Annotated in this window: 13 protein-coding genes; 3 read left to right on the top strand and 10 right to left on the bottom strand. The window is 67.2% G+C overall.

Translation table 11 applies throughout. The features are described from left to right. Positions 1–228: 228 nt before the first annotated feature. Entirely contained in the window at positions 229–717 is a 489-nt protein-coding gene (locus LF262_RS07100) for an SRPBCC family protein (RefSeq protein WP_235779585.1), read from the bottom strand. Further along, positions 714–1118 carry an ArsR/SmtB family transcription factor gene (locus tag LF262_RS07095; RefSeq protein ID WP_235779584.1) on the bottom strand — a complete coding sequence of 135 codons (405 nt, stop codon included), beginning with the start codon at positions 1116–1118 and terminating at the stop codon, positions 714–716. The genes LF262_RS07100 and LF262_RS07095 overlap by 4 nt, the downstream gene beginning before the upstream one ends. 363 nt (positions 1119–1481) lie before the next feature. Here LF262_RS07095 and LF262_RS07090 point away from each other — a divergent pair, with 363 nt between their 5' ends. Both LF262_RS07090 and LF262_RS07085 read left to right on the top strand, forming a co-directional pair. Then, positions 1482–2330, top strand: coding sequence for a polysaccharide deacetylase family protein (locus tag LF262_RS07090; protein WP_235779583.1), 849 nt, complete (start codon positions 1482–1484; stop codon positions 2328–2330). A 54-nt stretch (positions 2331–2384) separates the two neighbouring features. Further along, entirely contained in the window at positions 2385–3812 is a 1428-nt protein-coding gene (locus LF262_RS07085; RefSeq protein ID WP_308190499.1) for a bifunctional pirin family protein/GNAT family N-acetyltransferase, read from the top strand. A gap of 191 nt (positions 3813–4003) precedes the next feature. Here LF262_RS07085 and LF262_RS07075 read toward each other — a convergent pair whose 3' ends face one another. From LF262_RS07075 to LF262_RS07045, 7 genes are read right to left on the bottom strand one after another with little or no spacing between them, the layout of a single operon-like run. After that, positions 4004–4708 (bottom strand): GntR family transcriptional regulator, encoded by a 705-nt coding sequence (locus LF262_RS07075; RefSeq protein WP_308190505.1) that lies wholly within the window; start codon positions 4706–4708, stop codon positions 4004–4006. Next, the gene (locus LF262_RS07070; protein ID WP_235779581.1) at positions 4689–6377 is read right to left on the bottom strand and encodes a dipeptide ABC transporter ATP-binding protein; all 1689 of its coding nucleotides are present in this window, start codon (positions 6375–6377) and stop codon (positions 4689–4691) included. Before LF262_RS07070 ends, LF262_RS07075 begins: the two co-directional genes overlap by 20 nt. Continuing rightward, positions 6361–8193, bottom strand: a complete 1833-nt coding sequence (locus LF262_RS07065; RefSeq protein ID WP_235779580.1) for a gamma-glutamyltransferase family protein — start codon at positions 8191–8193, stop codon at positions 6361–6363. Before LF262_RS07065 ends, LF262_RS07070 begins: the two co-directional genes overlap by 17 nt. 3 nt (positions 8194–8196) lie before the next feature. Further along, positions 8197–8640, bottom strand: a complete 444-nt coding sequence (locus LF262_RS07060; protein WP_235779679.1) for an ABC transporter permease — start codon at positions 8638–8640, stop codon at positions 8197–8199. Continuing rightward, the gene (locus LF262_RS07055) at positions 8558–9103 is read right to left on the bottom strand and encodes an ABC transporter permease (protein WP_235779579.1); all 546 of its coding nucleotides are present in this window, start codon (positions 9101–9103) and stop codon (positions 8558–8560) included. Before LF262_RS07055 ends, LF262_RS07060 begins: the two co-directional genes overlap by 83 nt. Beyond that, complete coding sequence (locus tag LF262_RS07050; protein WP_235779578.1) at positions 9103–10056, bottom strand: ABC transporter permease; 954 nt, start codon at positions 10054–10056, stop codon at positions 9103–9105. Before LF262_RS07050 ends, LF262_RS07055 begins: the two co-directional genes overlap by 1 nt. A gap of 4 nt (positions 10057–10060) precedes the next feature. Beyond that, positions 10061–11680 (bottom strand): ABC transporter substrate-binding protein, encoded by a 1620-nt coding sequence (locus LF262_RS07045; RefSeq protein WP_235779577.1) that lies wholly within the window; start codon positions 11678–11680, stop codon positions 10061–10063. A gap of 165 nt (positions 11681–11845) precedes the next feature. Here LF262_RS07045 and LF262_RS07040 point away from each other — a divergent pair, with 165 nt between their 5' ends. After that, the gene (locus LF262_RS07040; RefSeq protein WP_235779576.1) at positions 11846–12583 is read left to right on the top strand and encodes a YoaK family protein; all 738 of its coding nucleotides are present in this window, start codon (positions 11846–11848) and stop codon (positions 12581–12583) included. A gap of 114 nt (positions 12584–12697) precedes the next feature. On the opposite strand, the gene LF262_RS07035 is transcribed toward LF262_RS07040, so the two are convergent. Continuing rightward, positions 12698–14206, bottom strand: a complete 1509-nt coding sequence (locus tag LF262_RS07035; protein WP_268933641.1) for a DHA2 family efflux MFS transporter permease subunit — start codon at positions 14204–14206, stop codon at positions 12698–12700. Positions 14207–14326 lie beyond the last annotated feature (120 nt).

Raw genomic sequence — 14326 nt, 5'->3', positions numbered from 1 at the left:
TGCCGGAAATCCGGGGCCTACGGGAAACCCCTGTGGAGAGTTCTCCACAGGGGTTTTCCACATTGTGCACAACTTACAGGCTTGTACTTACTGACGCGTAGTGAGGCCGCACGTGCCGTATCGCATAGGAAGAAGACCGTGGAGCCCGTGGCGCAGGACCGAGAAGTCCCCATGCTGTGGACAACGTTGTCCTCGATGCTGTGGATCGGCGCGGTTGCGCCACCCCGCCTACGCTGCGCCGGAGGCGAGGATTCCGTCGAGGCGGTCGTAGCCCTCGTTCATGCCGTCGGTCATGCCCGCGGCGAGCATGGCGTCGCGGTCCTCGACCGATTGGAACGTCGAGTGCACCGTGAGACGGCACCGCCCGCCGTCGAGGTTCTCGATCTCCGAGATGTCGAGGGAGACGTGCCCAGGGGCACCCTCGAACTCGAAGGTCTGGACCATGCGGCTCGGTGCGGTGAGCTCGTGGAAGGAGCCGTGGAAGGCGAATCGCTCACCATCGGGACCCGTCTGTGAGAAGCGGTAGGCGCCGCCGGACCGGGCATCGAAGTGTTCGATGGCCGTGGTGTACTTCGCGGGTCCCACCCACTGCGCGTAGAGGGCTGGGTCCGTATGTGCGTGGTAGACGCGCTCGGCCGGGGCGTTGAACTCGCGGACCACGTCCACGAACGGGAGGGCCGGCTCGGCCGTTACACGGGTGGTCTGGGTGGTGCTCATGGCTGCTTCCCCTTGTCTTGTTCTGTTCGGCGTTTGTCTTGTTCTGTTCGGCGTTGTGTCTCCTCGGCGAGGACGGCGTCGAGGCGTCCGTACTTCTGCTCCGTGCGTTCGCGGTAGGTCTCGATCCATTCGCCGAGAGGTCCGAAGGCGGCAGGTTCGAGATGGCAGGGTCGGCGCTGGGCGTCGCGGCGGCGGCTGATGAGGCCCGCACCCTGGAGCACCTTGAGGTGCCGGGACACAGCCTGCAGGGTCACGTCAAACGGTGCCGCGAGCTCATTGACGGTGGCGTCTCCGAGGGCGAGACGGGCCACGAGCTGCCTCCGAAGTGGGTCGGAGAGGGCAGCGAAGGCGCGGTTGAGCCGGTCCTCTTCCCTGGCCTGTTCGATGGCGGGGGTGCTCATGGTCGTCTTCGGTCCTTCCGGCCGCTCGATACATCAATACATCGTAATCAAAAGATCGTTTGATCAACTGATATATTGAATACAAGCTACGCCTAATGCGCTCCGCGCGTCAAGGGCTTGTTGTCCACAGCAGTTGTCCACAGTGTGGGTAACTTACAGCGGTGTAGTTCACGCGTTGTTCACCAGTCCCCGTCTGCAATGTTCATCTCCGCGGCGATTCTTGCCCGCAATTGTCCCCAGCTGTGGATAACTTTGGGCATAACCTGTTGACGAGAGGGGTAAATCCTAGTGAGTCCCCTAGCATGACCAAGGAAGCCGCATCCGGAGGTTCGCCGGAGCGGACCCCTCCGCGGGAGGAGACCCATGGAACCCACGCCACTGACGCGACGCGCCGCCCTTGCTGGTCTTGCCGCGGCCGTCGGCAGTGCGGCGGCTGCCTGCGGCGTGTCAGACGGGGGAAGGCAGGGTGCCGCGGCACTGGGGCACGATCCGGCGGTAGCCGACCCCGCGGCGTCGTCCGCCATGGCGACCCCGACGGCCACGGCCACGCCCACGGTCACCCCGGCCCCCACGACGGCGGCAACGCCGAAGCCGACCTTCGCCTCCGACTACGTCCTCCCGCCGGTCGAGGGAGGACTCGCGCCGGTGGTCACGCGGGTCATCACCAAGCAGCCGGTCGTGTTCCTCACGATCGACGACGGTGTTGTCAAGCACCCTGAGTTCCTTGCCTTGCTCAAGAAGTACGACTACCCCGCAACCCTCTTCCTCACGAAATCCGCCCTGGGCGACAACCCCAAGTTCTTCGTTGACTTCCAGAAGGCCGGTGACCGCATCCAGGACCACACGCTCAGCCACGACACCGGCATGAGCACCAAGGCCTACGCCTACCAGTTCGGTGAGATCAAGGGGATGCGCGATTACATCGCCGCGACGTACGGGGCCGCACCCACCCTCTTCCGCCCCCCCGGCGGCGCCTACTCGGCAACCATGCGCAAAGCCGTTGCGGATTCCGGGCTCAAGGCCATCATCGACTGGGAGGCCAAGGCCAACGCCGGCTCCATGCAGTACCAGTCCGGGAACGCCCTACGACCCGGGGACATTGTCCTCATGCACTTCCGCGAGGAGTTCGCGAAGGACCTCGAGGCGTTCCGTGCGGCGCAGCTCGCGGCAGGGCTGACCGTGGTGCGGCTCGAGGACTTCATCGGCGCGTAGGCGACCTGACAAAACGTCGGTGCCACGGCGTAGGCTCGGGCCAGGAGGTACGCCATGAGCAATCTGGAAATCGATCCTCAGGAGACCCTCTGCACCGATCTCCCCGCGGGACCGGGCGTCGAGATCATCGAACCCCGCGACGTCCCCCTCGGCGGGCCCCGTGCCATGCAGGTGCGCAGGACACTCCCGTCCAAGCAGCGCTCCCTCGTGGGGGCCTGGTGCTTCCTCGACCACTACGGGCCCGATGACGTCTCCGCGACAGGCGGCATGCGGGTCCCGCCCCACCCCCATACCGGCCTCCAGACCATCAGCTGGCTCTTCACGGGCGAGATCGAGCATCGCGACAGCGCCGGGAACCAAGCCATGGTCCGTCCCGGGGAGCTGAACATCATGACGGCCGGGCGGGGGATCAACCACTCGGAGTACTCGACCGCCGCCACGACCATGCTGCACGGGGTCCAGCTGTGGACGGCGCTTCCGGATGCCTTCCGCGGCGCGCCGCCGGGGTTCGAGCGATACGTGCCGCGCGCCGTCGTGCTCGAGGACGAGGAGGGCGGCCGCGCGGGCGAGCTCCGCGTGTTCCTCGGGTCCCTGCACGGCTCGGCCTCCCCCGTGCGGACGTACACCGCGCTGCTCGGGGTGGAGGCAGTACTCGAGCCGGGGGGCGCAGTGACGCTCGGGATCGCCTCCGAGTTCGAGCACGCATTCCTCGCCGACGGAGGCCCGCTGGCCGTGGACGGGGAGACGGTTGCCGAGGCGCACCTCGCGTACCTGGCCCCGGGGCGCCAAGCGGTGCGCCTCGCGAATCCGGGCACCGTGCCGCTGCGCGTGGTGGTCCTCGGTGGGCCGCCCTTCGACGAGGAGATCACCATGTGGTGGAACTTCGTGGGCCGCGCGCATGAGGAGATCGTCGCGTTCCGCGAGGCATGGAACGGCCAGCTCACCGGGGTGCCGGAGGGGGACGCGCACGACGGCGCACCCTTCGGCCCCGTCGTCGAGCTCACCGAGGGCGAGGCGGCGCTTCCCGCGCCTCCACTGCCGAACGTACGGCTCCGCCCCCGCCCACGGGCACGCGACAATCAGGGAAGCGCCGAGAGGACCGAGAGGAAGGTACCGGTGAACGTGCAGGAATCCGAGAAGGCGAAGGACCCGGAGAAGGCCGAGAAGGACCGCGGACACGTCGAGTTCGTCCATGCCGAGCAGCGCCATCGCTACGAGGTGCACGTGGGCGGTGTGACGGCCGGCTTCACGCAGTACCGCCTCAAGCAGGACGGCAGAATCGTCGCGTTCGACCACACCGAGGTGGCCGAGGGCTACTCGGGGATGGGCCTCGCGAGCAGGCTCGTGACGTTCGCCCTCGACGATGTGCGTGCCAAGGGGCAGCGGATTCGCCCGTACTGCCCCTACGTGAGGGCCTTCATCAAGCGACATCGGGAATACGCGGACCTCGTCGAGGAAGGTTTCAAGGATCCAGAGGATTAAGTTGTCCACAACGTTGTCCACGCCGTGGATAACTTACACCTGTGTCGTTCCCCTCAACCGGCTAGTGTCCTAGCGGTTTCCCACAGCCTGTGCACAATTCGACCACACGAAGTCCACACCCTGTGCGAGGAGGATTCATGGACATAGTCTGTGCAGGATCCGGGTGGCTCTCCCCGACCCTCGCACTTCGTCTAGCCTTCCCCTTCGTGCATTGAGAATCGGCTCATGTATCCGGTCCTGGACCTGTGGACGTGGGCGGCCATGCGTTCCTCGGCGGCTGAGGCATCTCCGGCGTCGATCGCGGCCATGATGGCCCGGTGTTCCTGCCAGGAGGACTTCCCGCGCGAGTGCACATCGGAGGCGTAGAGCCATTCGATCTTTCCGGCGATCTGCCGCAGCAAAGCCGCCAGCGAGACGCTCCCGGACAGCTCTGCGACGGCGAGGTGGAACCTGATGTTCAGTTCGGGGAGCAGATCCGGGCGGTCGGCCTCGATCGCAGTGTCGCCCTCGCCGAGGATCGCGGCGATCTCCTTGCGGGAGGTCCACCAAGCAGGGTTCGGGGCACCGGCCGACAGCTGGGCGGCCGCCCGCTTCGCGGCGCGCCGGGCAGTGGCGGCCTCCAGGGCCTCACGGACAGTGAAGAGGTCCTCGGCGTCCTCGACGGGGATCGCAGAGACGGTGGACCCGGCGTAGGGCTTGGATTCGACGAATCCTTCCGCCTCGAGGGCGCGGAGCGCCTCACGCACCGGAACGCGGGATACTTCATACTTCGCGGCCAGCGATGCCTCGGTGATCCGGGTGCCGGCGGGCAGCGCGCCCAAGATGATATCCCGGCGAATCACGTCCTGGACACGGTGCTTCTGGGCCCGTTCTGACCTAGTGGGCGAAGACGGCACCGGGGATCGCTCCAAGTAGCTCCTTGGTGTACTCGGCATCGGGCGACGAGAAGACCTTGTCGACCGTGCCTTCCTCGACGACAGTACCCGATTTCATGACCACCACGTGGTGGGCGATCTGTCGTACGACGGCCAGGTCGTGGGTGATGAACAGGTAGCTCAGGGAGAGCCGGTCCTGCAGCTCCGCGAGGAGTTCCAGGACCTGTTCTTGGACCAGCACGTCGAGCGCCGAGACGGCTTCGTCGCAGATCAGCAGCTCCGGTTCCAGTGCGAGGGCTCTGGCGATCGCCACCCGCTGCCGTTGTCCTCCTGAGAGTTCGTTGGGCCGGCGCTGGGCAACGGCGCGCGGCAGCGCCACGTGGTCCAGAAGCTGTGCGACCCGCGCCCGCCGTGCTGCCCGGTCGCCGACCCTGAACACGCGCAGCGGCTCGTCGATGAGGCGCTCGATGCTGTAGGTCGGATCAAGGGAACCGTAGGGGTCTTGGAAGACGGGCTGGACCTTCCGGCGCAGCGCCCGGCGAGTGCGGCCCCTACTGGAGGTGATGCTCCTGCTGTCGATGAGGGCCTCGCCGCTGCTGGCCTCCTCGAGTCCGAGGATGATCCGTGCCACGGTTGTCTTGCCGGAGCCGGATTCGCCCACAACAGCAGTGGTGGATCCGCGACCGACGTCGAAGGAGACGCCGGAGACGGCACGGACTGTTCCGCCCCTCTGACCGCGCAGGCGGAAGTCCTTGACGAGATCGCGGACCTGCAGGATCGGCGGGCCGGTCCTGCCCGAGCTGTCCGAGGACGGATCGGCAGGGGCCGGGACAGGCTGGTCGGGTGCGACGTCCGGGACGGAGGCGAGCACGGACGGCGCCGCACCCACCAGTCGTCGGGTGTAGTCCTCCTTGGGTTCGAAGAGGATCTCCTGAGGGCTGCCGGCCTCCACGACCCGCCCGTCTGCCATGACGATGATCCGATCCGTCCGGTCCGCCGCCACTCCCAGATCGTGGGTGATGAAGAGGAGCGAGGTCCCACGCGCCTCGACCAGGGTCTGCAGGTGGTCGAGGATCTGCCGCTGCACGGTGACGTCCAGTGCGGACGTGGGTTCGTCGGCGATCAGCAGGTCCGGTTCGCCGGCAAGCGAGATGGCAATGAGGACGCGCTGGCGCATTCCCCCCGAGAACTCATGGGGGTACTGGCCGTACCTCCTGTCCGCGTCCGGAATGCCGGCCTCGGCCATGAGGGCAACCGCGCGCCGCCGGAGGTTCGCCTTGCCGCGGTGGCCGGCCGCGGCAAGGGCGTCGGCGATCTGGGCGCCCACCTTCATGGACGGGTTGAGGTTGGACATCGGGTCCTGGGGGACGAGCCCGATCCTGCGCCCACGGAACCTTCGCATCTGCTCCTCACTGGCGCCCGCGAGGTCGTGTCCTTCCACCTCGATGCTGCCCCCAGTGATGCGACCCGTCCCGGGCAGGAGCCCCAGGATAGCGGCAACAGTGGTCGACTTGCCGGACCCGGACTGGCCTACGATCGCGACCCGATCGCCTCGCCTCAGGTTGAAGCTGACGCCGTGCAGCACGGGCTCCTCGCCGAACGCCACCTCGAGGTCGCGGACCTTGAGGAGGGGGCGTTCGGGCCCGGACGGGACCTGGGGCTGGTCCTTCACGCTAACGTCCTGCTGCATAGCCCTGTGCTCCTCGCGGGTTGGCGGATGCGGTGAGTGTTCCGTTGAGAGGGTTCCGGCCCACCGAGGAGAGCCGGCCCAGCGCCCAGTCGCCGGCACGAGTGACGAGGTGGCCGCGCCTTTCCAGCTCGGAGATGACGTCCTCGCCGAGTCTGTCTTCCACCACTGCTCCCCCGGGGGTCCAGGTACGCGGCCAGAACGATCCCGGGATCGACGTGGTGTGCAGGGCCGGCGCGTCCACCGCCTGCTGTGGCTCGTAGCCGCCGATCAGGGTGCGCAGCAGATAGAGCAACTGCCACTGGTCCTGTTGGTCTCCGCCGGGAGAGCCCACTGCCGTCACGGCGGCCCCGTCTTTGAGAACCAGCGTCGGGGTGAGGGTGGTCCGGGGACGCTTGCCCGGTTCCAGGGCCGAAGGGGCGCCTTCCTCGAGCCAGGTCATCTGCAGGCGCGAGCCGAGGCAGAAGCCCAGTCCGGGAATCGTCGGGGAGGATTGGAGCCAGCCGCCGGAGGGGGTTGCGGAGATCATGTTGCCCCAGCGGTCCACGACGTCGATGTGGCAGGTGTCCCCGCGAGTCTCCCCGTTCGCCCTGACGGTAGGCTCGCCCACTCCCGCAAGGGCCGCGTCGCCGCGGCCTCCCAGTGCTGGCGGCAGGTACTCGGCCCGCAGTGGGGGGCAGAATGGCGTGCGGCCCGGGACGGAACCGGGACGGAACTCCATGCTGGCGCGGTCGGTGATCAGCGCGCGCCTCTGCGCCGCGTACTCCTCGCTGAGCAGGTACGCGATGTCGACGTCCGCGTCCCCGTAGTAAGCCTCCCTGTCCGCGATCGCGAGCTTCTGGGCTTCCAGGATGGTGTGGGCACCGAGGGCGGTGGACGGGTCGAGGCGCTCGTCATCGAAGCCGTCGAGGATGGCCAGCATCTGCAGTAGGGCGGGCCCTTGGCCCCACGGGCCGGTCTTGGCGATGGTGTAGCCCCGGAACTCGAGGGTGAGGGGCTCCTCGTAACTGGCCTGGAAGGCGGCGAAGTCCGCTTCCGTCATGACCCCGGCATGGTCTGTGCCGGAGGAATGGCGGTGTGGCGTCGAGAGGAACTCGACAGCGCGTCTGGCAGGGTGCCCCTCCCGCCATTCCCGACGGGCCGCCTCGATCCTGGATTCCCTGCTGTCCGGCACCTCCGCTCCGTTGGCCGGCGCGCCTGCCGCGATGAGCAGTTCCAGAACGGCAGCGTATGCCTCGTTGCGCATGATCTCGCCTGCGACGGGGATCTTTCCCCCAGGCATCCACTGCTGCGCTGAGGTGGGCCAGTGTTCGGTGAAGAGGTCTGCGACCGAGGCGATGGTGGTGCAGACGCGTCCGAGGACCGGGTGACCGTCACGGGCGTAGCCGATGGCGTATTCGAGGACGGCCTCGAGTTCCCATGTGCCGTGGTCGCGCAGGAGCATCAGCCACGCATCGACGGCTCCGGGGACAGCGGCAGCAAGAGCGCCGGAGCCGGGCACGAGTTCCAGGCCTTCGGCCAGGTAGTGCTCGCGGGTAGCCCCGGCAGGCGCCGGTCCTTGGCCCATGAGGACTACAGGACGGCCGGGGTGCTCCGCAGTCGTGAAGATTCCCGTCATGTCGCCGCCGGGTCCGTTCAAGTGGGGCTCGACGACGTGCAGGACGAAGGCCGCGGCGGTGGCGGCGTCGAAGGCGTTGCCTCCGCGCTCCAGCACGGCCTGGGCCGAGGCCGTGGCCAGCCAGTGGGTAGAGGCGCTCATGCCGAAGGTCCCGTGGAGGGTCGGCCTGGAGGTGAACGAGTCGGGGGTTGTGAAGGTCACGGGTCACTTTCTGCCGTTGGCGGTGGGGTCGAAGGCATCGCGCAAAGCGTCGCCGAAGAGGTTGAAGGCCAAGCAGATGAGGGCGATGCCCACACCGGGGACGATGGCCGCCGTTGGAGAGCGGAAGATGTACTGCTGGGCATCGGAGAGCATGATCCCCAGGCTCGGCGTGGGCGGCTGGATGCCCAGGCCGAGGAAGGAGAGAAGGGCCTCGCCGATGACCGCCACAGGCATGATCACCGTTGCCTGGACGATGATCGCGCTGGCCGCATTCGGCAGCACATGGGTGAAGATGATGCGCAGCCCAGAGGCATCCATGGTCTTGGCTCCAAGGACGAAGTCGCTTTCCTTGATGCGCAGTGTCTCACCCCGCACCACCCGGATCATGGCGGGAATGTGGGCGATGCCGATGGCAAGAGCGGCATTCTGGAGGCTCGGGCCGCTGATCGCGGCCAGTCCGACGGCGATGATCAGGAAAGGGAAAGGCCAGAGTGACATCCGTCAGCCTGGACACGATGGCGTCCAGCCATCTCCAGTAGCCCGCGAGCAGGCCCAGCGGTACGCCCACCAGCACGGAGAGCAGGACGGACAGGGCCCCGACCTCGAGGGAGGCTCGCATGCCATAGACCATCCTGGAGAAGATGTCCCGGCCCAGATCATCGGTTCCCAGCAGGAAGCCGACGGTGCCGGGCTTCTGGAACGGGGTCGCGAAATGGACTTCTGCAGGACCGTAGGGCGCGATGAGCGGGGCGAAGACGGCGGCCAGGACCACAAGGGCGAGGAGGATCCCGCCGGCCAGTCCGAGCCTGTTCGAGCGCAGGGACCGCCAGAGCCCTCCTCGTCCCGAGCCGAGACCGGTGCCGCCGCCGAGCCCGGGGTCCGTCGCGGGGCGAATTTCGATGATGGCCATCAGTTGGCTCCTCCGACTCGGATCCGTGGATTGACCATGGAGTACAGGATGTCCACGGCGAGGTTGATCACCACGTAGGCGACGGTGACGATCAGCACGACTGCCTGGATCACGGGGTAGTCGCGTGTGAAGACTGCGTCAAGGGTGAGCTTTCCGAATCCTGGGAGGGCGAAGATGCGCTCGGTCACCACGGCTCCCGAAATGAGCCCGCCCAGCTGCAGGCCGACGATCGTCACCACGACAATGAGCGAGTTGCGGAGCCCATAGCGGAAGAGGATGCGTCCGCTGCTCAGGCCCTTGGCCCGGGCGGTGCGGACGTAGTCGGTGCTCATGGCCTCGATCATGGATGCACGGGTTTGGCGCATGATCACGGCTGCCAGGGCGGTCCCGAGGATCACGGCTGGCAGCGTCAGGTAGTAGAGGCCCCGGACGGGGTTGGACGGCACGTCCACATAGCCTGACGCCGGGAACCAGCCCAGTGTCACCGCCAAGTAGAGGATGGCCAGGATACCCAGCCAGAAGCTGGGCACCGACAGGCCGACCAGACCGAAGGCGTTGGTCACCCACTCCGGCCAACGGCCACGGAACCGCTCTGCAATGACCCCGAAGGCGATGCCGACGACAATCGCGACCACGATGGCATAGGCGGCGAGCCAGAGTGTGACGGGAAGGGTGCTCGCCACTAGGTCGGCCACGGGCGTCCCGGTGCGGGTTGAACGCCCTAGGTCGCCGTGCAGCAGGTGCTCCAGGAAGGCGAGGTACTGCGCAGGGAGCGGCTGGTCCAGACCCAGCTGGGAGCGCACGGCAGCGAGCTGGGCAGGATTGGCTTCCTCGCCAGCCATCGCGAGGGCAGGATCACCGGGGAGCAGGCGCACCCCGATGAATATCACCAGGGAAGCGAGGACCAGGGTAAGGAGCGAGTGCCACAGTCGGGTGGCGACATAGCGCGTCATCGGTTCAGCCCTTCTGCCCATTGACGAACGCCGCGCCGCTGAGGCGCACCACGCCGTCTTGGAAGGTTTCGATTCCGGCGACCTTGGAGCTGTACGCCGTCAGGCTTCGGATCCGGTACAGGTAGATGATCGGGTTGTCCTGCTGGACCTTTGTCACTGCCTTGCCGTACAGCTCGGCCCGCTTGGCCGCGTCGTTCGTCTGCGAAGCGTCGGTCAGGAGGCGGTCCATCTCGGGATTGCTGTAGCCGGAGCCGTTGTTCCCGCCGCCTGTGGACAGGAAGTTGAACATGTTCCCATGGGGATCGATCCGTCCCGACCAGCCGAGCTGGAGAAGGGAGAAGTCACCGCGGTTCTGCTGGTCGAGCAGGGTGGAGTACTCCACGGGCTTGATGGTGAGGGCGAAGCCGCCCTCGGCCACAGTCGCCTGCAGCGCCTGGGCGAAGCGCAGGGAATCGGGGGTGTTGCTGACCACCATTGACAGGGGATACGGGGTCTGGACGCCGGCTTGCTGGAGCAGTTGGCGTGAGGTGGCGGGATTGAACTCGGGGCAGGCGTTGGACGCGGGTGAGGCGAAGGGGCTGGATGGGGCGATGGGCGAACAGGCTGGCTCATACCAGTTGTTGAAGACGGTATTGATCAATGCCTTGCGGTCTATTGCCATGGACAGGGCCTGGCGAACCAGGGCGTTCTGGGCCAGCGGCGTCTCGATCCGGCCGTAGGGCTTGCCGACTCCGGCAGTATTGCCGAGATTCACCGTCAGCCCCTGATATCCCAACGAGCCGACCTGCAGCACGCCCACGCCCTTCTGCTGCATCAGCGCATCCACGTCCTGCGGGGATATTGAATCGGCTACCTGCACGTCACCGGAGCGCAGGTTCGCCGCCCGGATGTTCGCGTCGGTCATGATCCGGTAGGTGATCGAATCGAGGTGCACATTCTTGGCGTCGTAGTAGAGCGGGTCCCGCTGGATGGTGATGGAGGTCTGCGGGATGCGGTTCACGAACTTGAAGGGGCCGACGCAGACCGGGTGGTCCCCGAAGGCCGTGCCCTCCTCGGTGAGGGCTTTGGGCGAGAGGATCATTCCCGCGCGGTCGGCCAACGCTGCGGCTAGCGGTGCGAAGGGCTTCTTGTAGGTGATCTCGACGTGAGTGTCGTCGAGGGCCTTGACGGAGCTGATGGGCCCGAGCTCGCTCTTCCGCCCGGACCCTTTCAGGGTCAGGCCACGCTCGAGGGTGATGCGCACGGCGTCCGCGGTGAACTTGGTCCCGTCCGCGAAGGCGGCATCGCCGCGCACCGGGATCGTCACGGTGAGCCCATCCGGGGAGATGGCAGGCACCGCCGTAGCGAGCTGCGGGACGAGTGCGCCCTTGTCGTCGATGTCGTAGAGCTTCTGGCACATCGTCTGCATGACGTACCGGGTATACAGCGAGGACGACGTGGTGGGGTCCAGTCGGTCCGGCTCGGCGGAGAGCGCCATCACCAGGCTGCCTCCGTCCTGGACCTTCTGGTCCCCGATCGGAGCGCTCAGGACGTCGGGACGCGTCTGTGCGGCCTGCAGCGGCTGAATCGCCTGGCAGCCCGTGGTCCCGGCGGCCAGAAGGACGGTGGATGCGGTGGACGCCATAAAAGCGCCGAGCCTGCGTGGCGTCCGGCGCCAGGGGATGCGTGGAAGGAGCCGCATGAACTTCCTAGGAATCGGGCCACGTCAACGTGACATTGAATACAATTCGTAGGAGAAGGCTAAGCTTTGTATACGTTGGCCACAAGAGCTTTGGACAAGGACGTTTGGATGAAGCGAGACCGACTCACGACCGAGCGCCTGCATCTGATCCTGATGCTCGCGCTGACGTTCTCGACCGGCGTGGTGGACGCTGTCGGGTATTTGGGCCTAGACCGGGTGTTCACCGGCAACATGACCGGAAATGTCGTGATCCTCGGCATGGCACTTGCGGGCGGGGCCAGCCTCCCGGTCCTCAGGCCAGCGCTCGCGCTGCTGGGGTTCATGTTCGGTGCTGCTGTCGCCGGCCGGCTCCTCCGGCCCGACGGCCCCGGATGGGGCAGCCGGTCCTCGGGCGCGTTCCTCGCCGTCGCGGCCGGGTTGGCCGCCCTGGCAGCCGTCGCGTTCCTCGTGCCCGAGGCAGACAGGGGGCCCACCGGCACCGTCGTGACCACCGTTCTGGCGATTCTGATGGGAGTTCAGGCTGCGACGGCGCGCAGGCTGAAGGTCACCGACGTGACAACCGTGGTGGTGACCTCCACCATCGTCGGATTGTCCTCTGAATCCCGGCTCGCCGGCGGCACGGGTGGCTTCTGGCGCCGCCGGTCGCTCGCCGTCGTCCTCATCCTGCTCGGCGCCCTTGCTGGAGGAACAGCATTGCGATGGCACCTCGGGCTGGGACTGGCGCTCTCGGCGGCGCTGACCGCCGCTGTGGTGGGTGTCGGCCACGCGCGCCACCGGAAGGATGCCCACACCGCCGCACGAGGTCGGCTCGACGTCACCCCCCTCAGCCCAGACAGGCACAGCTGAACTCACTGCCCCCCCGGAGCACTCGCCAGCCATGTTGGAGAGATGCCTTGAAGTGCACGTAAGAGCGTTCCGGATCGGTTCTTTCAGAGGGAGAGTTGTTTCCCGCGAAAGCCGTCAGTGAGGGGACGGCGCAGCCGCGGCAGCAACATCCTGGCGGGGTGATCCTTCCGGGGTCTGGTTCCGCAGGAACGCCGCGAGGACGATCGCCGCCGCTCCCGCGCCCGCCGCCACAAGGAACGCCGCGTGGAAGCCGGCCAGAGCAGAATCGACCGCAGGCATGCTCGAGGACGACGCGTGGGCTGTTCCCGCCATGACGGCAACAAGGAGCGCCGTTCCCGCCGCGCCGGCCACCTGCTGCAGGGTGCTCAGGATCGCCGAGCCGTGGCTGTACAGCTGCGGAGGCAGGGGGTTGAGGCCTGACGTGAACGTCGGTGCGAACAGGAACGCGAGTCCCAGGGACAACACGCTATGCAGGCCCATCACGAGCCACACGGACGTGTCTGCCGCGAGGAAGCTGAGGGCTACGAGCACCGCCGTGATGAGGGAGGTTCCCGTGACCGTGAGCGGGACGGGTCCGACTCGGTCGAACCACTTCCCCACGGTCGGTGCGAGCAGGCCCATCACGAGCCCGCCCGGTAGGAGCAGGAGCCCGGTGCCGAGGGTGTCGAGGCCCCGCAGCTCCTGGAGGTAGAGGGGCAGGAGGATTACGACGCCGAACAGCGCCATCATGCCCACCATGAGCAGCGCGGTGGCCACGGTGTACATCGGGTACGCGAAGGCGCGAAGGTCCAGCAGCGGCGATCCGCCGCGCTGCAGCGCGATCTGGCGCAGCACGAACGCCACGAGCGCCACACCGCCCACCGCGAGTGGGACCACGGGACCGAGCCCGCCGGCCCCAGTGCCTCCCAGCTGGCTGAGTCCGTAGACCACGCCGCCGAACGCCGGAACTGAGAGCGCCACGGAGAGGACGTCGAGGGCCGGTCGCTCGCTGTAGGAATTCCCGTGCAGCTTCGCGGCGCCGAACAGCAGTGCGGCTACGGCGATCGGCAGCACGGTGAGGAACATGAACCGCCACGAGAGGAACTGCAGGATGAGGCCCGAGAGGGTGGGCCCCACGGCGGGCGCCACGGAGATCACGATGCTCACGGTCCCCATGACCTGACCGCGGCGGGCAATCGGGATGAGGTTCAGGACGCTTGTCAGGAGCAGCGGCATCATGATCGCGGTGCCCGATGCCTGGACTACGCGCGCCAGCAGGAGCACGCCGAAGCCGGGTGCGAGCGCCGCGAGCAGGGTGCCGGCGCTGAACAGGCTCATCGCGAGGACGTAGACGGTTCGGGTGGTGAACTTCTGCAGGAGGAAGCCGGTGGTCGGGATGACCACGGACATCGTGAGCATGAACGCGGTCGCGAGCCACTGGACAGTGGGCGCGTCGACCTTGAGCTCGGCCATGAGCCGCGGCAGGGCGACGTTCATGATCGTCTCGTTGAGGATCACCACGAAGGCTGCGACCACCAGGACGGTCACGACGAGCCGGTTCTCGGGGGTGATGCGGTCCGCGTCGCGAGGGCTTCCGGGGTCTCCGGTCACCGACGGCGAGTCGGGCTTGGCTTCGGAAGGCAACGGGGTCTCCTGGGAGGGTGGTTCAGGAAGGCGTACGGGAGGTGCAACCGGAGCCGGGGCGCGCTGATTCCCGGAACAGGTGCGCGGGAGGCACTATTCTTCCAGAAGATGGGCGAAACC

Origin of the sequence: Sinomonas notoginsengisoli, from assembly GCF_021554725.1 — a bacterium.
GTDB lineage: Bacteria > Actinomycetota > Actinomycetes > Actinomycetales > Micrococcaceae > Sinomonas > Sinomonas notoginsengisoli.
Note: the sequence above shows the minus strand (reverse complement) of the source record. Positions and strands in the feature narration are given on the sequence as shown.